Origin of the sequence: Moritella sp. PE36, assembly GCF_000170855.1 — a bacterium.
Taxonomy (GTDB): domain Bacteria; phylum Pseudomonadota; class Gammaproteobacteria; order Enterobacterales; family Moritellaceae; genus Moritella.
The window spans coordinates 36423-56154 of sequence record NZ_ABCQ01000012.1; the positions used below are offsets into that span (position 1 = coordinate 36423).

General features: G+C 41.6%; 14 protein-coding genes and 1 pseudogene. 11 read left to right on the forward strand and 4 right to left on the reverse strand.

Features of this window, described 5'->3' with window-relative positions; all coding sequences use genetic code 11:
* Nucleotides 1-95: 95 nt before the first annotated feature.
* On the forward strand, nucleotides 96-1130 hold the full coding sequence (locus PE36_RS09270) for an acyltransferase family protein (protein WP_006031746.1): 1035 nt from the start codon (nucleotides 96-98) through the stop codon (nucleotides 1128-1130).
* 115 nt (nucleotides 1131-1245) lie between these two features.
* Here the strand turns inward: PE36_RS09270 and PE36_RS24995 are convergent, their stop codons facing one another.
* Nucleotides 1246-1467: a transposase gene (locus PE36_RS24995; RefSeq protein ID WP_083797996.1), complete on the reverse strand. Its 222-nt coding sequence runs from the start codon at nucleotides 1465-1467 to the stop codon at nucleotides 1246-1248.
* Nucleotides 1468-1894: 427 nt separating this feature from the next.
* On the opposite strand from PE36_RS24995, the gene PE36_RS09275 reads away from it, so the two are divergent.
* The 7 genes from PE36_RS09275 to PE36_RS09305 all read left to right on the forward strand — a co-directional run bounded on the left by PE36_RS09275 (nucleotide 1895) and on the right by PE36_RS09305 (nucleotide 11077).
* A complete protein-coding gene (locus PE36_RS09275) occupies nucleotides 1895-3118 on the forward strand; it encodes an outer membrane beta-barrel protein (protein ID WP_006031747.1) in 1224 nt (407 codons plus the stop codon).
* A 151-nt stretch (nucleotides 3119-3269) separates the two neighbouring features.
* Complete coding sequence (locus PE36_RS09280) at nucleotides 3270-3791, forward strand: polysaccharide biosynthesis/export family protein (RefSeq protein WP_006031748.1); 522 nt, start codon at nucleotides 3270-3272, stop codon at nucleotides 3789-3791.
* The gene (locus PE36_RS09285) at nucleotides 3791-6073 is read left to right on the forward strand and encodes a polysaccharide biosynthesis tyrosine autokinase (RefSeq protein WP_006031749.1); all 2283 of its coding nucleotides are present in this window, start codon (nucleotides 3791-3793) and stop codon (nucleotides 6071-6073) included. Before PE36_RS09280 ends, PE36_RS09285 begins: the two co-directional genes overlap by 1 nt.
* A gap of 131 nt (nucleotides 6074-6204) precedes the next feature.
* On the forward strand, nucleotides 6205-6861 hold the full coding sequence (locus PE36_RS09290) for a VpsP family polysaccharide biosynthesis protein (RefSeq protein WP_157517772.1): 657 nt from the start codon (nucleotides 6205-6207) through the stop codon (nucleotides 6859-6861).
* 316 nt (nucleotides 6862-7177) lie between these two features.
* Nucleotides 7178-9757 (forward strand): bifunctional aconitate hydratase 2/2-methylisocitrate dehydratase, encoded by a 2580-nt coding sequence (acnB, locus tag PE36_RS09295; protein ID WP_006031751.1) that lies wholly within the window; start codon nucleotides 7178-7180, stop codon nucleotides 9755-9757.
* Nucleotides 9758-9918: 161 nt separating this feature from the next.
* The gene (locus PE36_RS09300; RefSeq protein WP_006031752.1) at nucleotides 9919-10593 is read left to right on the forward strand and encodes a metallophosphoesterase; all 675 of its coding nucleotides are present in this window, start codon (nucleotides 9919-9921) and stop codon (nucleotides 10591-10593) included.
* A 112-nt stretch (nucleotides 10594-10705) separates the two neighbouring features.
* A complete protein-coding gene (locus PE36_RS09305; protein WP_083797998.1) occupies nucleotides 10706-11077 on the forward strand; it encodes a YacL family protein in 372 nt (123 codons plus the stop codon).
* Nucleotides 11078-11083: 6 nt separating this feature from the next.
* On the opposite strand, the gene PE36_RS09310 is transcribed toward PE36_RS09305, so the two are convergent.
* Nucleotides 11084-11701: a trimeric intracellular cation channel family protein gene (locus tag PE36_RS09310; protein ID WP_006031754.1), complete on the reverse strand. Its 618-nt coding sequence runs from the start codon at nucleotides 11699-11701 to the stop codon at nucleotides 11084-11086.
* Between the two features lie 491 nt (nucleotides 11702-12192).
* Here PE36_RS09310 and metA point away from each other — a divergent pair.
* A pseudogene (gene metA / locus PE36_RS09315) lies at nucleotides 12193-13102 on the forward strand (homoserine O-succinyltransferase).
* A gap of 77 nt (nucleotides 13103-13179) precedes the next feature.
* The gene (gene metH / locus PE36_RS09320) at nucleotides 13180-16899 is read left to right on the forward strand and encodes a methionine synthase (RefSeq protein ID WP_006031757.1); all 3720 of its coding nucleotides are present in this window, start codon (nucleotides 13180-13182) and stop codon (nucleotides 16897-16899) included.
* Between the two features lie 173 nt (nucleotides 16900-17072).
* Here the strand turns inward: metH and PE36_RS09325 are convergent, their stop codons facing one another.
* Nucleotides 17073-17981 (reverse strand): DMT family transporter, encoded by a 909-nt coding sequence (locus tag PE36_RS09325; RefSeq protein WP_006031758.1) that lies wholly within the window; start codon nucleotides 17979-17981, stop codon nucleotides 17073-17075.
* Nucleotides 17982-18148: 167 nt separating this feature from the next.
* On the opposite strand from PE36_RS09325, the gene PE36_RS09330 reads away from it, so the two are divergent.
* On the forward strand, nucleotides 18149-19066 hold the full coding sequence (locus PE36_RS09330) for a helix-turn-helix domain-containing protein (protein ID WP_006031760.1): 918 nt from the start codon (nucleotides 18149-18151) through the stop codon (nucleotides 19064-19066).
* A gap of 38 nt (nucleotides 19067-19104) precedes the next feature.
* On the opposite strand, the gene rsmD is transcribed toward PE36_RS09330, so the two are convergent.
* Nucleotides 19105-19722, reverse strand: coding sequence for a 16S rRNA (guanine(966)-N(2))-methyltransferase RsmD (gene rsmD / locus PE36_RS09335; protein WP_006031761.1), 618 nt, complete (start codon nucleotides 19720-19722; stop codon nucleotides 19105-19107).
* Between the last annotated feature and the right edge of the window lie 10 nt (nucleotides 19723-19732).

Consider the following 19732-nt stretch of genomic DNA (forward strand, 5'->3'; position numbering starts at 1 on the left):
TCGGTCACCCAATGAATTGTAATATTGGGTGTTTATTATAGTCGTGGCGTTAAACATAATGCCGTAAATACACTGTAACACGAAGAGGATAGATCGTGGAAAATAGAGAAAGCTGGGTAGACTATGCCAAAGCAATTGGAATTATATTGGTTGTGTATGGGCATGTAGCTAGAGGGCTGTACAAAGGAGGCATTGACTTTTCAGCTTCTTTATATCAGTTATCTGACAGCGTTGTTTATAGTTTTCATATGCCATTATTCTTTTTCCTTTCAGGCTTATTTTTCTATAAATCATTTTCTAAAAAAGGAGCATCTAAATTAATTTTTAGTAAAATAGATACTGTATTTTATCCATATGTAATTTGGTCTGTACTTCAGGGTGGAGTAGAAGCCCTCTTGTCGAATTATACTAATGGTAATGTATCTCTTAATGAAGTGTTCTCTTTATTGTGGTCTCCTAGGGCGCAATTTTGGTTCTTGTACGCCTTGTTTTCAATTTTTGTTTTATTGTCTGTTATTTATTCATTAGTATCGAGTCGCTTTACTCTTATAATTTTTATCTGCTCTATAGTTTTGTACTTGTATCCTTCACTGTTGCCTCAAGGTTTTATTTTTGGATTTGTATCAAGTAATTCTGTGTTTTTTATTCTTGGTATTGTTTTTACTATGTATGCCAAAATAGAGTACTTATTATCCTTGACTGTTCTTGTTGGCTTGCTTGTTGCTTTTGTTGCCAGTCAGTGGTTTTTTCATGATTATTTATCTTACCAATATACTGATAAGGGTGTGGAATCATTTTTATTGGCATGTATATCAATAGCTTTTGTGGTTTCAGTGTCATTATTCCTTTCAAGAACTAATTATAGGTTTATTGCATACATAGGGTCTTCATCAATGGCTATTTACTTAATGCATATTCTTGCAGGCAGTGGCTCTCGAGTGGTTTTATATAAATTTTTTGGGGTTGATTCTGTTCTGGTCCATTTGATTTTAGGGTGTTTGGTCGGAATCATATCGCCTATTATAGCTTTATTCTTAATAAACAAGTTTAATGCTAAGTACCTACTGTCTGCTCCTGTTAGCTATTGGTGTATTAAATCGTATAACAAATTGCTGTATCGGACTTCGTAATGTTGTCATCGTGTCACTTGTTAATAAACGGCAATAATTTCATGGGCATTGGTTGTTATTGATATGGAGTACAAAGATTCATTAGCGGCGAGTGTGTAAATGAAGCCAGATATAATCATGCTTCCAGTTTCTCCTCCCAAGGTAATAAACCACGTAAACCAGTACATTCACGTTGATTTAAGGTATATGAGCACGCCACGCCTATTTTACTTTTTGGCGTGACTGTTTCTGTATTTTTGACCAACCATTTATGAAATTGAACTAAGATTAGCTCTTCTTTTTTGACTCGTAATTGTTGCCGTTCTTCAGACTTTAATGATTTTAATTTTTTCTCTATCGTATAAGAGGTGAGATTAAATTTATTACCACAGTAGTTCTGTTTTCATCTGTGATGTGCATTTAATTAAACGTAAATTAAACTAATTCTCTTAAAACTAAAGCATTAGAAAACACTTATCCGCTTAGTCAATCCGTACCTTAATATGTTGATTTTTGTCACACTTCATATGTACTCAATACCCGCTATGGTAGGGTTAAATTGTGTCTGAACAATAATGTAAACAGGTTGGGTATGTAGTATTAGCATACTAAATACCATTTCAATATTATCTGATTAGTATAATTAACCGTGTTGTTTTGTTGTTTAACATTAAGAAAGAGTTGTTGTTAATTAAAGGATGTAATTACTTTTTAGCTCATTCATCGTTAATAAATTTTATTTATCAGTAGCATTTCAACTCACAATTAAGGGATTAAATTTAATTATGACTAAGTTCAACCACACCGTGTTAAGCGCTAAAAAAAGTGTTTTAGCGACGGCTTTGCTTGCAATATTTAGCCTGCCAACTGTTGCAGCACCTGACAACAGTACTGACACATACACGACTAAATCTGGTGCTCAAGTCACACCGTCACTAAGTATAGACGCTAAATACGATGATAACATTTATAACCAAACGAATAATGAAACAAGTAGTGCGGTATTAATTGTAGCGCCAGCGGTTAACTTTACCATTGATAATGGTATTAACACCCTCTCGTTTGATGTTGGCCTGAACTCTGGCACTTACGCAGAAAATTCGGATGATAACTATGTTGATGGTAACTTGGGTGTTGCTGTGCATATTGAAACCGGTAAATCACACCGTTTTGATTTTACTACGTCGATAGCGAGTATTTCAGAGCAACGTGGCTCGGGATTAAGTGAAGGTGCTTTTGATCCGAATGCTGATTTGATCCGTTATTCAGACCTGTTATTAACCGCGACCTATGAATATGGTATGCGCAGCACGCAGGCACGTATCGCATTTACCACTGAAGCGGGTACTACAGATTATAGCAACAACAATGTGTTTGCTACCGCTGACAGCAACGTATCAAACAACTTATTGGGTACCACGTTTTATTACAATACCAACGCATTTACCGAAGTATCGCTGACCCTAAACGGTGATTACATTCGTTATGATACCGCATCACTAAAAGATTCTGATGTTTATAACGCGCTGCTGGGTTTGAAGTGGCAGAGTTCGTCAGTCATTACTCTTGATGGTAAGTTAGGTTTTGAATTTAAACAATTTGAGAACACTGCGGTTGATGATTTTGATGGCTTAACTTGGGATATCGGTGCTAAGTGGCAACCGCTACGTTATACCTCTTTCTACCTTTCAACGACACAGGCTTCACAAGACCCTGATTCTGCAGATGGCTCTTATTTAGTCGAGCGTGATGTTGATCTATCTTGGGTTCACGCCTGGAGCTCAAAAGTTGATACCTCACTGGCTGTGACTTATCAACAAGACGAATATGAAAATGAAGCGAATAACCGTCTAGATGAATATCTGAAATATACCGCGGCTGTTGATTACTCATTAACGCAATGGTTAGACGCGTCGCTGTATGCTGAAATGATCAATAACGATTCTAACCAGCAAAACATTTCTTATGACAAATTTGTCGCCGGTTTAAACCTTACATTTACCCTATAACACTTTCAGCGCGATAGTGATCATTACATGATTATCATTGCGCTACCGTTGTGTTCAATATACGGGTTGATACCGTTACAAAGATAGCACTATTGGTGCTGTCCTTGTCATCCCCCTCACGCCATTAATATAACCACATTAAAGAGTCATTATGAAAAAGTTGTACTTATGCCTTGTTTTATTCGGTGCCATTTTATTTTCGTCCGTGCAGGCGGCAGATGCGTATGTGTTAGGTCCTGGCGATCAAATTGAATTTAAAGTGTATGGTCAAGACGATCTCACGGTAAATACGCTGTTAAGTAATAGTGGTTTAATTAATTACCCTTTTTTGGGGCAAATTAAAGTGACTGGTTTATCCGTTAAAAAAGTGGAGCAACTTATTTATCGTGGTTTGGTGGGGGATTATCTGGTTGAACCAAACGTATACGTGCATGTGACTCAATACCGTCCTTTTTATATTCACGGTGAAGTGAACAAGCCGGGTGGTTATTCTTATCAACCGGGTATGACTGTTAACCAAGCGATTGCGTTAGCTGGTGGGTTGACCGACCGAGCATCAGAAGAAAAAGTGTTTATTTATAAAGAAAGTGATAAGGATAAACAAATTAACGCCAGCCTGACTTATAGGGTAAATGCGGGTGACACCATTACCATTGAACAAAGGTTCTTCTAATGACTGACATGACGAGTAGTAATAGCATGATAAAAAAACAGCCGATGGAAGAGGTTATCAATCTCAGTAATTATTTTAAAATTATTAATCAGTTTAAATGGCGCATCTTTTTTCTGGCTACCGCCGTGGCCATTTTAACACTCATTATTGTTAAAAATATCACGCCGACATTCCAAGCCACCTCAACCTTGTTGATTGAAGCTGATCAAGCCAAAGCGGTATCCTTCGAAGAGGTGATGGGTTTAGACTCGAACCGTAAAGAATATTATTTAACCCAATTTGAAATTTTAAAGTCGAACACCATTGCAGCTGCCGTTATTACTCAGCTTAACTTGCAGAATGAAGTTGAATTTCAGCCGCAAGAGGCTGAATCGGTGATGGACATGTTGCGTGAAACGCTACCTTTTTTACCAACGGATGTCGCTGAAGTATTAACAGCGCAAGAGATTGAAGAGCGTAAATTACGGGCTTTAATTAGGCAATTTAGTGAGCAGTTAACGATCCAACCGATCCGTAAAACGCAATTAGTCTCTATCTCGTTTGACAGTCAGGACCCAAGGTTAGCGGCTAAAATAGCGAATGCCGTCGGTGATGTGTATATACAGCAAGACTTGTTTGATAAAACTTTGGTGAATGAAAGTGCGTCAGGTTGGTTGCACTCACGCTTGTCAGACCTTCGGGTGACCTTAGATAAGTCAGAAGCCAAACTGCAAGCATACAGCAACAAAGAAAATCTGATTAGTCAAAGTGGCGAGGGTGTTTCTGCGTTAATTTCTAAAGAACTTGATCAAACCTCTCAGCAATTAACGCAGGCCCGCAATGAGTATAATCAATTGCGTAGTATCGTTGCGTTAGTGAAAGAGCAAGGGACTAAAGATGTAGCGCTGTTAGAATCCATGCCTGAAATTAGCTCGCACCCGGCGATTGTGTCATTGAGAGATAATCAAATTGAAGTGGAGTTGAAAATTTCCGATCTCTCTAAAGTGTATGGACCTAAACATCCAAAATTCAAGTCGGCACAATCAGAATGGAACACAGTAACAAAACGCATGAAATCGCAGATCCTCAAGATCGTATCAGGACTGGATAAAAGCTTAACCACGAAAAAGCGCAACATTAACGCGTTAGAAAGTGATCTTGCGAGTATTAAAGCCAAATATCACCGTGTGGTGAGCAAAGAGAATATTTACCGTAAGCTACAACGTGAAGTAAATACCAACCGTAAGATCTTTGATACTTTCTTATCGCGCTCCAAGGAAACGGAAGTCACCAGTGATTTTAACTCGGCGGTTGCACGTTTCACTGATCGCGCCTTCGCCCCGGAACGGCCAATTAAACCGAAAAAAGCATTGATCGTGTTGTTGGCATTTGTGGCTACGTTTGGTTTAGGTATTGTTGCTGCATTTGTGTTTGAATCGCTAAACGATAACTTTAAATCGGCAAAAGACATTGAAGATAAATTATCTTTCCGCATGCTGGGGTTATTGCCGTTAGTTGAGCTTAAAAAACACCAAGACTTAGGCCTGCATCACTTCTTTACTGATACCGGTCGTCGCTTTGCTGAATCGGTGCGCACCTTACGTACCAGTTATATTTTAACGCATCATGAAGACGATAAAGTCATTGCCGTCACATCATCGGTACCCGGTGAAGGTAAATCAACGACATCGGTTAATTTAGCATTCTCATTGGGTCAAATGGGTAATGTGTTGTTGATTGATGGCGATATGCGTAAACCGAGTATTTGTAAACGTTTTGCTATTCCAAATTATCATGCGGGTTTATCCAATATGATCGCCCAGACTGAAGTGTTGGACGACTGTTTATATCACGATGATCAATCAAATATTACCGTGATGCCGTGTGGTAATTTACCGAATAATCCACAGGAATTGTTGGCGTCTAAGCACTTTGAACAGCTTATCACTCAGCTAAAAGCGTCTTATGATTATATTATTATTGATACGCCACCCGTCAACGCAGTCAGTGATGCGTTGATCATTGCCAAACAGGCTGATTCATTAATGTATGTGGTTAAAAGTGATGATACCCGCACCGGAGTGGTGAAGAACGGTGTTGGTCGTTTGGTTGATGCAAACATCAAAATTGCCGGTATTGTGCTAAATAAGGTAGATACCAGAGCAAGTTCAAATAGTGATTATTATTACGGTTATTACAGTGATAAAGCCTATGGCAGCGCTGTTAAGACTAACACACCAGCGAGTAATGATATTCTTACCAGCAAAGCTAATCCCGAGGATAAGTTGCAATTGTCATCATGATTGCGCGCAGCGAACAAGTGGCAGTTACCACAAAGAGAGCAACAGTCAGTAGGACTGCTATAAGTAATGTCGCAATAAGTAGGGCAGCAATAAAGCGTATCGCTGTACCGCGAACTATACTTGTTTTACTGTTGTTATTTGTTTGCCTATATGCGGGTTATACTGCCTTTTATAAAGGGTATGCCAATGCCTGGTACTACCAAGCTGAGTTTGCTATCAATGCTTGGGCTAAACAAGGCAAGGTAACCAGCCGGAGTGAATATGACTCGGCGTTGGCAGCGATTAATAAAGCCCATGTGCTTGATCTGAGTTATCCGCATTATGCCCATATTAATGGCCGTATTTTGCATTGGGGCATCATCAGTGGTTTTGAAAACGAGGCTAAATACACGGCGGTAAGATCCCTCTATTTAGCTGCGGCTGCACGCCGACCAATGTGGCCTGATGTATGGATTGATCTCGCCACCACCAATAATTATCTTGATAGTTACAATATTGATACTCAGCAATACTTGGCCAATGCAATCGAAACGGGTCCTTATATTAAAGAGGTCATTTCAGGTTCTATGCAAATTTTGTTGTCGAACTGGGTGCTATTATCAGGTAAAGACAAGCAACTCATGTTTGATCAATTTGCTAAATCAGTAAAACATCCTGATTTGTTAAAAGCTAACCTGGTTTTTGCTACATCGATAGGGAAACAAAAATTGTTGTGTCTGCAGTTAAAATATAAACCTGAATACCAGACCGTAAAATCCACTTGGTCTTACAATAAATACTGTAAATAAGCTTTATTTTGCTCTCTCTTCATTGCACCTAATGGCTAAATACCAGTTATAACTATTCATATAAATAAGCTATGTTTTTGCCCCCATAAGTTTGATGAATGTTGAGTATTTATGTAAAAAGCCTTCTGCACATGCTGCTTTAATTTTAATTTTAGGTTAAAAATGTTATATTTGTGAACACTCTGCAAGAGGCTTTAACTTTATTATTGCTGGATTCACATCAATAACCGTTGAATTCACATATCAAATTAGTAAGTTAGGGTTATATATAACAAGGATGTCCACCATGGGTGGCATAAACTAAGAGGAATGAGTCGTGTTAGAAGCTTATCGTAAACATGTCGAAGAACGTGCCGCTGCTGGGGTTGTACCTAAACCTCTTGATGCTGAACAAGTTGCTGGTCTAGTTGAATTGGTAAAATCACCAATCGCTGGCGAAGAAGAATTTTTGTTAGATCTTTTAACCAATCGCGTACCACCGGGTGTGGATGAAGCTGCTTATGTTAAAGCGGGCTTTTTAACGGCGATTGTTAAAGGCGAAGCGACATCACCGATCTTATCTGCAGAACGTGCTACTGAACTACTTGGTACGATGCAAGGTGGTTACAACATCGAAACATTGGTTGAATTACTGGATGTTGATGCACTGGCTCCCATTGCTGCAAAAGCCTTATCACACACATTACTAATGTTCGATGCTTTCTATACGGTTGAAGAAAAAGCCAAAGCAGGTAATAAATTCGCACAGCAAGTGATGCAATCTTGGGCTGATGCAGAATGGTTCTTAAGTAAACCTGAAGTGGCTAAGAAACTCACTGTTACTGTATTTAAAGTACCTGGCGAAACCAATACCGATGATTTATCTCCTGCACCTGATGCATGGTCTCGCCCAGATATCCCACTGCATGCACTTGCAATGCTTAAAAATGAGCGTGAAGGTGTTTCTGAAAATCCATTGCAAGAAATTGAAAAACTAAAAGAAAAAGGTCATCAAGTTGCTTACGTTGGTGATGTTGTTGGTACGGGTTCTTCGCGTAAATCAGCAACTAACTCTGTGTTATGGTGCATGGGTGATGATATCCCATTCGTACCGAACAAACGTGGTGGTGGTATTTGTATTGGTTCTAAAATCGCGCCAATTTTCTTCAATACCATGGAAGATTCAGGTGCACTACCACTCGAATTTGATGTAACTAGCTTAACTACGGGCGACGTTATCGATATCTTCCCATATGAAGGTGTGGTTAAAAATAACGAAACTGGCGCAGTGATCACTGAGTTCAAGATCAAAACTGATGTAATTCTTGATGAAGTGCGTGCTGGTGGCCGTATCCCACTGATTATTGGTCGTGGTTTAACGACGCGTGCGCGTACAGCGCTAGGCCTAGAAAATTCAACGGTATTCCGTTTACCTGCAGACGTTGCAGCTTCAAGCAAAGGTTATACCTTAGCGCAGAAGATGGTTGGTAAAGCATGTGGTGTTGCAGGCGTACGCCCTAACCAATATTGCGAACCAAAAATGACAACGGTTGGTTCTCAAGATACCACGGGTCCAATGACTCGTGATGAGCTGAAAGATTTAGCTTGTCTGGGTTTCTCTGCTGACTTAGTGATGCAGTCTTTCTGCCATACGGCGGCTTATCCAAAACCAGTGGATGTTGAAACTCACCATACACTGCCTGACTTTATCCGTAACCGTGCGGGCGTTTCGTTACGTCCAGGTGATGGTGTAATTCACTCTTGGTTAAACCGTATGTTATTACCAGATACAGTTGGTACTGGTGGTGATTCTCATACGCGTTTCCCATTAGGTATTTCTTTCCCAGCAGGTTCTGGCCTGGTTGCATTCGCAGCAGCAACTGGCGTTATGCCACTGGATATGCCTGAATCTATTTTGGTACGCTTTAAAGGTGAACTACAACCGGGTATCACACTACGTGATCTCGTCAACGCAATCCCTTATTATGCGATTAAACAAGGTCTACTGACTGTTGAGAAAGCGGGTAAAATTAATGCGTTCTCTGGTCGTGTACTGGAAATTGAAGGTCTACCAGATCTGAAAGTTGAGCAAGCATTCGAATTATCGGATTCATCTGCGGAACGTTCTGCGGCAGGTTGTTCTATCAAGCTTAACGAAGCGCCAATCATTGAATATCTAGAGTCTAACATCGTGATGTTAAACTGGATGATTGCTGAAGGTTATGGCGATGCGAAGACGATTGCTCGTCGTGTAACGGAAATGAAAGCCTGGATCGCTGATCCACAATTGCTTGAAGCTGACGCGGATGCAGAATACGCTGAAATCATCGAAATCGATCTTGCCGATGTTAAAGAACCTATCCTAGCTTGTCCAAATGACCCAGATGATGTGAAACTATTATCTGCTGTTGCGGGTGTTAAAATTGACGAAGTATTCGTTGGTTCATGTATGACTAATATCGGTCATTTCCGTGCTGCGGGTAAACTATTGGAGAAATTCAATGGTACGCTACCAACACGTATGTGGGTTGTTCCACCAACGCGTATGGATGCTGCACAATTAAGTGATGAAGGTTACTACTCAATCTTCGGTAAAGCGGGCGCTCGTACCGAAATGCCTGGTTGTTCACTGTGTATGGGTAACCAAGCACGTGTAGGTGATAATACTACGGTTGTTTCTACGTCAACGCGTAACTTCCCGAACCGTTTAGGTAATGGTGCTAATGTTTACCTTAGTTCTGCTGAAGTTGCTGCTGTAGCGGCGATTAAAGGTAAGATCCCAACGGTTGCTGAGTACATGGAACTGGCGTCTGAGATTGATGCAACAGCGGCGGATACCTACCGTTACTTAAACTTCGATCAAATCTCGTCTTATATTGAGAAAGCGAACGAAGTTATAGTTCAAGAAGCAGTTTAATTAGCTGCAGGCTGGTTAACGCTTGCTGCTTTACATAAACAAGCGGCGAACTTGCTAAGATAATAAACGGCGATCTGTGGTTAACATAGATCGCCGTTTTTTTTTGAATTGTGTATTAATATAAAATAGTATCGTAAGCCATCCTAATAGGAACATATCGAGTGATCACACATAAATTCATTGTTGAAAATATCGCCGGTAAAGATTATTTTGTCGGAGATATCCACGGCGAGCTACCGCTATTAATGCGAGCTTTGACACGCTGCCGTTTTGATTTTGATAAAGACCGGTTATTTTCAGTCGGAGATATGATTGATCGCGGACCGCAATCATTGCATACATTAAACTTGCTCAATGAATCGTGGTTTTTTGCCGTCCTTGGTAACCATGAAGAGATGTTGCTTGCTGAAGATGAGCATAAGTTGACTCGTCTACATAAAAACGCCGGGGGAGAATGGTTTTATGCGCTTACTCCTGAACAGCAAACTGCTTGTAAGTTATTAATTAAACAGCATTGTAGTTATGCGCTGACCGTTAAAACGGCGCAGGGGTCTGTCGGCATTAGTCATGCGTATGCGCCCGCAGATTGGCATGTATTTTTGGAAGATAGCGGCATAGAGTCAAGTTTACTGGATGATTTAGTTTGGTCTACAGCCCCGTATGTAGCGGTTAAAAAAGGCGAGTTTAGCCGGATTGCTAATATTGATGTCACCATTCATGGCCATGTTAATTGTAGCCAGGTAGTGACCAATCAGAACCAACTTTGGATTGATACGTTAAGCAAAACCAAACGGTTAACAGTGCTTTCTGCCAAACAAATTTTCTCAGTTATTTGATACTACTGACGATCATCTCTCATCACTGGCTATTGCTGTTTCTGCTGTTGTTTTGCTACAATCCTCTCCCTCGAACACCTTATTAAACTATTATCTATAAGCAGGCATAACCGTGGATTTTGAATTTCGAAAAGATACCCTAACAGATACTTACCGCGTCATCATATCAATGGAACAGACGGCACTAGGTAGTTGGATCCAAGGCACTTTAGGCACGGATAAAGCCACAATTGCATTGATTCAAGCTGAAATTGATTTATTAAAAGCCCGTAAAAAACAAGAGTATCGTTTAGTCGGTGACGAGATGACATTAACCCTGACGCAAGAAGATGTCTGTGCTTGTATGAATTCGGAGTTAATGGATACAGGCGAAGAGCTAGATGACGATATGAATTTTTATGATGCGGAAACGGTGGCTGTGTGTGGCTTGGAGGATTTTGAGATCATACTCCAAGCCTGGTTAGGCTTTTTTAGCCAGCGCTAGTTCCATTTAGTCCCATTCTTCCGAGGTATAGTTAAACGTTGGTAATGACCATTTCCAATAAATAGCACATAAACGCAAAGTGACACCAACACAGAAGGCCACAATAAGATTGATATTGTGGTCAATCCCCAGTGTTTCCAAGCCCAGATAAAGTACTGCGACTAATAATGAGATACCCGCGTAGATCTCTTTACAGAATACGACCGGGGTTCGATTACAGAGTAGATCGCGTATTACCCCGCCACAAATACCCGTTATCATCCCCGCCATAATAATCACCGTAGGGTGATAACCGAGTTTCATCGCTACATTACAACCAATAATGGTAAATGCTATCAAACCTACCGCATCAAGTACTAAGAATAACCGGCGTAAATGATTCATGTGTTTGGCAATCAGAATAGTAAACAAACCTGCACATATGGTGATGTAAACGTAGTGGGGATGCTGAGTCCAAGAGATTGGGAAATTACCTAATAGTAGATCACGCACTGTACCGCCACCAAGCGCAGTAACAAAGGCGATAACAGCCACGCCGAAGATGTCCATATTACGGCGACCCGCCATTAATGCACCCGACATAGCTTCGGCAGTGATGGCAATTAAATAGATGTAAGTGAGCATTTTTTGCAAACCTTTAGATTAAGAATAAGTAAGTTATATACCCAAGCTATTTCAAGATTCACAATCAGCAAACCGAAAGGAGAGGATATTCAAGGCATGAAGTTGAGGATTTAGTTATTCTAAATCAAGACTTCATAACGTCGAAGATACCTTCATTCGATTTGCCCTACGGGAGGCGAGCAGGAATAACAGCACAGCGTTACAATATTTGAAAATGGAATAACCATTATCTACATATTGCGCCTTGTTCTGATATCCCTGCTCGTCTCTGATATAGCATCTTGAAGTAACTTGGGTATCAATCCATTGGCAATAGGTCGCGCTCCTTGCAAGTTGGCGATCCTATACATAAACATGATTATGGTCAACTGAAGTAGGAAGTTATGGTCAACTTAGCTTTATATGAGATTAAATGAGTTAGAACATTTACAACGACTAGATAATTGGGGTAGACTTCTGGATGGCTAGTATATTACTTAAGGATGGGAATAATGCCGATTAGAATTAAAGACGGGCTACCGGCTGCTGAAATATTAGGTAATGAAAATATTTTTGTGATGCTCGAGTCTCGCGCAACCAAGCAAGAATCAGACCGCTGCAGTGGTTGTTCTTAACCTTATGCCGAAAAAAATTGAGACTGAAAATCAAATATTACGGTTATTATCGAATACGCCACTGCAAGTCAATGTAGAGCTATTACGGATTGACTATCGCGCCTCCAAAAATACCCCGCAAGAACATATTGATGAGTTTTATCATGACTTTGAGCGCATTCGCCACAATAATTATGATGGTTTAATTATTACCGGTGCACCATTAGGTTTAGTCGGTCATGATGACGTGGTGTATTGGCCACAAATCGAAGAGATCATTAACTGGTCTAAAACCCACGTGGTATCTACTTTATTCTTATGCTGGGCTGCACAAGCGGCATTAAAAATCTTGCACGGCATTGATAAAAAAGTCCACGAGACAAAATTTTCCGGGGTCTATCCACAGCAAACTTTCCACCCTCATAACCCATTAGTACGTGGTTTTGATGATGAATTCCCCGTGCCTATGTCGCGTTATGCCAATTTCTCAGCAGAGATGTTTGCAGATACAGATCTCGATATCTTAGCTGCGAATGATGAGACAGGGGTGTATTTAGCTGCATCAAAAGACTTCCGTCAGGTATTTGTCACTGGCCACCCTGAATACAGTGCCGACACCTTACACCAAGAATATATGCGTGATGTTGTCGATGGTGTTGAAGCCGAAGTACCGACTAATTATTATAAAGACGATAATGCTGAAAATGCCCCTCTTGTTACTTGGCGCAGTCATGGTAATCTGCTCTATAGCAACTGGTTAAACTATTATGTTTATCAACAAACGCCATATGACTTAAACGATCTATAAATGCCACGAGTGCATGTAGATTAGTATCAAATAATAAGACTCAGGATTGGGTCTGCAGTACATTAACGAGGGATCTTGTGGCGACTATAAAAAATAAACAGCAGCTGGAACAGCAATTAAAACAACGTATCATGCTTATCGATGGCGGCATGGGTACGATGATCCAAGACTATAAATTACAAGAAGCTGATTACCGTGGTGAACGCTTTGCTGACTGGCATTGCGACGTCAAAGGTAACAATGATTTATTGGTATTAAGTAAGCCACAGCTCATTGCTGACATTCATAAAGAGTACCTCGACGCGGGCGCCGATATTCTTGAAACCAATACCTTCAATGCCACGACTATCGCGATGGCTGATTATGATATGGAATCATTATCGGCAGAGATTAACCGTGAAGCCGCGCGTATCGCCCGTCAAGTTGCCGATGAAAAAACCGCAGAAAACCCGGACCGTCCCCGTTTTGTGGCCGGTGTTCTGGGTCCAACTAACCGTACTTGTTCTATTTCACCGGACGTAAATGATCCCGCTTTCCGTAATACCTCTTTTGATCTTATGGTTGAAGCGTATATCGAATCAACCAAAGCGTTAATCGAAGGCGGTTCCGATATTATTCTCATCGAAACTATCTTTGATACCTTGAATGCTAAAGCGGCGGTCTTTGCGGTTAAAACCGTATTTGAAGAACTTGGCTTTGAATTACCTATTATGATCTCAGGTACCATTACCGATGCCTCGGGTCGTACACTGACGGGTCAAACCACAGAAGCATTTTATAATTCATTACGCCATGCCGAACCGATCACTTTTGGTCTTAACTGTGCATTAGGCCCGGATGAATTACGTCAATATGTCGACGAACTATCACGTATCTCAGAAAGTTATGTCACCGCGCATCCTAATGCCGGTTTACCTAATGCGTTCGGTGAATATGATTTAAGCCCGGAAGACATGGCTGTGCATATTAAGGAATGGGCTGAAGCCGGCTTCTTAAATATGGTCGGTGGTTGTTGTGGTACCACGCCAGAACATATTAAGGCGATGGCTGATGCTGTTGAAGGCGTTAAGCCACGTCAATTACCTGAAATCGAAATCGCCTGTCGTTTAAGTGGACTTGAGCCATTAACGATAAAGAAAGACAGCTTGTTTGTTAACGTCGGTGAACGTACCAACGTTACCGGCTCGGCACGCTTCAAACGTCTGATTAAAGAAGAAAACTACGACGAAGCCCTGCATGTTGCTCTGCAGCAAGTTGAATCTGGTGCACAGATCATCGATATCAATATGGATGAAGGCATGTTGGATTCGTTGCATTGTATGGAGCGATTTTTAAATCTGGTTGCGTCAGAACCCGACATTTCGAAAGTGCCTATCATGATCGATTCGTCGAAATGGGAAATTATTGAAGCGGGCCTGAAATGCGTACAGGGCAAAGCGATTGTTAACTCAATCTCGCTTAAAGAGGGTGAAGATAACTTCCGCCATCAAGCTAAATTAATCCGTCGTTACGGCGCTGCTATGATTGTGATGGCCTTCGATGAAGATGGCCAAGCGGATACCCAAGAACGTAAGTTTCAAATTTGTAAGCGTTCTTACGACATCCTGGTGAATGAAGTTAATTTCCCGCCGGAAGATATTATTTTCGATCCAAATATCTTTGCCGTTGCCACCGGTATTGATGAGCATAATAACTATGCGGTTGATTTCATTGAAGCAGTGAAAGACATTAAACGTGAATTACCGCATGCCATGATCTCGGGCGGTGTCTCTAACGTATCCTTCTCGTTCCGTGGTAACAACCCGTTGCGTGAAGCGATCCATGCCGTGTTCTTGTACTACTGTATCCGTGAAGGCATGGATATGGGTATTGTGAATGCGGGGCAGTTGGCGATCTATGATGATCTGCCGAAAGATCTGTTGGATGGTGTGGAAGATGTGATCCTTAATCGCAATGATAATGCCACGGAAGCGCTGCTCGCTCTTGCCGAGAAGTACCGCGATTCAGGTGTTGAAGTCGAAGCTGAAACCCAGGAATGGCGCAGCTTTGAGGTGAATAAACGTCTAGAGTACGCCTTAATTAAAGGTATTACTGAATTTATCGAAGAAGATACCGAAGAAGCACGCCAACAAGCAACCTTGCCATTAGAAGTGATCGAAGGTCCATTGATGGACGGCATGAATGCGGTTGGTGATTTGTTTGGTGCCGGTAAAATGTTCTTACCCCAGGTGGTTAAATCTGCGCGGGTAATGAAACGGGCGGTATCTTACTTAAATCCTTACATTGAAGCATCAAAACAAAAAAGTTCGTCAAATGGTCGAATATTATTAGCCACTGTAAAAGGCGACGTTCACGATATCGGCAAAAATATTGTCGGCGTGGTGCTGCAGTGTAATAACTATGAGATCGTTGATATGGGCGTGATGGTCTCGTGTGATGATATTCTGAAAAAAGCAGTGGAAGAAAACTGCGACATTATCGGTCTATCCGGTTTGATCACCCCGTCACTCGATGAAATGGTGCATGTGGCGAAAGAGTGCCAGCGTAAAGGCTTTAAACTGCCGATCCTGATTGGTGGTGCAACCACATCCAAAGCGCATACCGCGGTGAAGATTGAGCAAAACTATGACGAACCGGTTATCTATGTTTCCAATGCATCACGCGCAGTCGGTGTGGTAGCGGCATTATTGTCAGAAACCAAGAAGCCTGAACTTGTCGCGAGAATGGCGAAAGAATACGAGGTGGCGCGTGAGCAACATGCCCGCAAGCGACCACGTAGTGCTCCGGTAACACTCGAAGTGGCACGTGCCAATAAAGCACCCATTGATTGGGTTAACTATACGCCGCCAGTACCGAAAACATTGGGTGTGAAAAAATACATTAGTTACTCGATTGCGGAATTGCGCAAATACATCGATTGGACACCGTTCTTCATGACTTGGACTCTGGCGGGTAAATATCCGCGTATTCTTACCGATGAAGTGGTTGGTGTCGAAGCGACCAGTTTATTTAATGACGCAAATGACATGCTGGATCGTTTAGAAGAAGGTGGCGCTGGGCTTGAAGGCGTGCCTGACGATTATAAAATATCTGTAAATGGCGTGATTGGTTTATTCCCTGCTAATACGGTAAATGACGATACTATCGAAGTATATACCGATGAAACGCGGTCACAGGTATTAACCAAACTGGAGCACCTACGTCAGCAAACCAAGAAAAAACCAGGGCAGTACAATAATAGCCTTGCTGATTTTGTGGCGCCGAAAGATTCAGGTAAGTTTGATTATATTGGCGCATTTGCCGTTACTGGTGGTATTGGTGAAGATGACGTAGCGAATTACTTCAAAGGTATTGAAGATGATTACAACGCGATTCTGATCCAGTCTGTGTGTGACCGTTTAGCGGAAGCGATGGCCGAGCGTCTACATGAACTCGTACGTAAAGAAGAGTGGGGGTTCACGCAGACCGAAGAGTGGAGTAACGATGACCTGATCCGTGAGAAGTACCAAGGTATTCGTCCGGCACCGGGTTATGCAGCCTGTCCTGAGCATACCGAGAAGGGTACGATCTGGGAGTTGCTAGATCCAGACAGTATCGGTATGAAGCTCACCTCTTCGTATGCAATGTGGCCGGGTGCGGCGGTATCTGGGTTGATATTTTCCCATCCTGAATCGCGTTATTTTGCGGTTGCCTCGATTCAAGAAGACCAAGTGAAAGATTATGCAGAGCGTAAAAACATGACGCTTGAAGAAGCCGAACGTTGGTTAGGGCCTAACTTAGGATATGCGCCTGATTAATCTGTAGAGTTTGAACCGTATTGATTAAACACGCTCTGTTAATAATAGCAGGCTTAGTTTAATGAATACTCGGTGATAGCTGGTGTTCTTACAGAATAAAAAATGCCCGTAAGTGAATTAACTATACGGGCATTTTTATATCTTCCTATCAGCGATAGACCTGCTAGTAATTATTAATTTACCGGCAATGACTGCACTTTAGTGCGTACCAGCAAGGGCTTCTTACGTTGGGTTAATACATTGCCTAATATCACCAATACCAGTCCCAGCGTTGAATACAGCGTCCAATGATAATCTTCAAATACCGCAGAGACACTCAAGGCTACAACCGGGGTGATGACTAAGATATACGCAGCATTACTGGCGCCTAGACGATCGACTAAGATAAGATAAAAGGTAAAGCCAAGTACCGATGCCGGAATGGCGAGATACAATAAACTGCCGATGTATTGTGTCGTCATCGTAAATTCAAACGAGATGCCACGGACTAAGATAATCACTAATAGTGCAATACAGCCATAAACCATGGCATAGCTGGTGGCGGTAAAGGGCTGCACATTATTCTTGGTATTACGTATGCTCAGCATATTACCAATCGAGAAACACCAGGTGCCAAGTAGGGCAAATAACAGACCGTACAAAGTATCTTGCGACCAATCTGTTTGCAGTAAATCACTCGCAAACAACAAGCTAATACCGGCAAGTCCAAGTATGGCACCGAACCAAAAATTAGCATTGATTTGGGTTTTGTAAAACAGCTTACTGTGAAAAGCGTTGAATACCGGTGCGCTTGCCATAAACACCGCCACTAAACCACTGGGTATATACAAAGTCGCGCTGTAAAAGGCGAGGAAATTACAACAGAATAAACACACGCCTTGCAGTGCCAAAAAAGCATGGTCTTTACGTTTTACGGGTTGCAGTTTGCCCCAAAGTTTACCGATAACAAACATGACCGCTGCCGCAATTGCAAAGCGGTAAAAGATTGAGACTTCCATCGGCACATCACCGTGTTGCCACTTGATTGATATCCATGAAAAACCCCAAATAAATATCATTGAAACATAGAGTAATGCTGACATAGCGGTTCCTTCTTTATTACGACCACAATTAATTAGTCTGCATTATGCAGGTATTCTGATGTCGGAAATATCACGATGTCGGTAAAACTAACACAATATTGCGGTTTAATGATTAGCCTGATCACGGTATCAGTTGAGCAATCTGCCATTAATGGTAATATTTTGTTATGCCGTTAATAAAACCAGTAATGGACCAACAGCTGGATATTGCCTTATCTCAACTTGAGCCCAGTGCAACTAGCTTCGAACAATCGACCAGTAAGATCTGTTTACGACAAACGTCGTTAACGGATGCACTGTCGTGGGCGCATTATCAAAATGAACATGACCGCTTATATTATGTGAATAATAAGCAGCACACGTTGAGTTTGTACATGTCTGGCGGTTATGAAACCCACCGTACTGATGTGAATTCTGGGTTTGGCGCGCCAGGTAAATTTTGCCTGATGCCAAAAGATTCTGAAAGTCATTGGCAACTGGGGCAAACACAGCAATTCATGCACTTATATTTTAGTGATGATTACCTCAAACAGCTGGCGCTGAAAGTATTTGATATTGATCCGCGGATGTTACAGCTGCCGGAATTAACCTTTACCAATGATGCTGCTACCGAAGCCTTGTTTCGTCATTGCATGGCGACCAGTGATTGGCAGAGCGGACATGATCACCTTGCGATGGAACAAGTGACGAATACTATCTTAGTGTCGATGCTGCAGAATATGGGCATCACTAAATTAACCACCGCGGTGAAAGGTGGCTTATCACCAAAGGTTGCAGCGTTAGTGTGTGATTATATGCAGGCTAACTTCCATCGTCAGGTTTATCTTGCCGAACTGGCTGACTTAGCGCAACTGAGTGAATATCATTTTTGTCGGATGTTTAAACAAAGCATGGCACAAACACCACAAGCTTATTTATTGGCGGTTCGCATAGAACAAGTGAAGTTACGTGTATGCAATGGGCAGGTCAGTATGGCTGATATAGCGTTGCAGTGTGGCTTTGCTAACCAAAGCCACATGGGGCGCTACTTTAAAAAACTGGTGGGTATATCACCACGCCAATACCGTCAGTTAAGTACGAATTAATGGATTTCAGCTTGTACTTTAGTAACTGTATTATTAAGTTATTGCTGACGCTGATACAATTCAAAACAAACTTGTCCTGCTTGTTTTTCTTTTAAGATAGCCCAATTAGCGGGCAACTTAACTTGATTCAATTCTTTCTCACGCTCGATATAAATCACCGCATCAGCACTTAACCAATTGTTTGCTTCCAGCTTGGCACAGCAGTCTTCCAGTAAGTCTTGACGGAAAGGTGGGTCGATAAATATTAAGTCATAGCCTAGTGCTGGAGCTTGGGTCGATACTTGAGTCGGTGTTTTGGTTAACAATTGCAGTGTATCGCCACGTACTAATTGGGCATTATCGGCTTTTAACAAATGAATGTTTTGTTGTAGCTGCGTCGCTGCGCCGGCGTCTTTTTCAAACAGTAGGCCAGTTTCAGCATAGCGGGATAAGGCTTCAAAGATTAACCCGCCACTGCCAGCAAACAGATCTAAACAATGACTGTCACGGACATAGGGGGATAACCAGTTAAATACGGTTTCTTTTATCCGGTCGGTGGTCGGGCGTAGACCAATAACATCTTTAACTGGGAGTTTTCGGCCGCGCCATTGGCCACTGATGATCCGAATGTGTCCAGAAGGACGTTGATTTTGTTGTTTTGTGCTAGATTTTGCCATAGTAATTCTT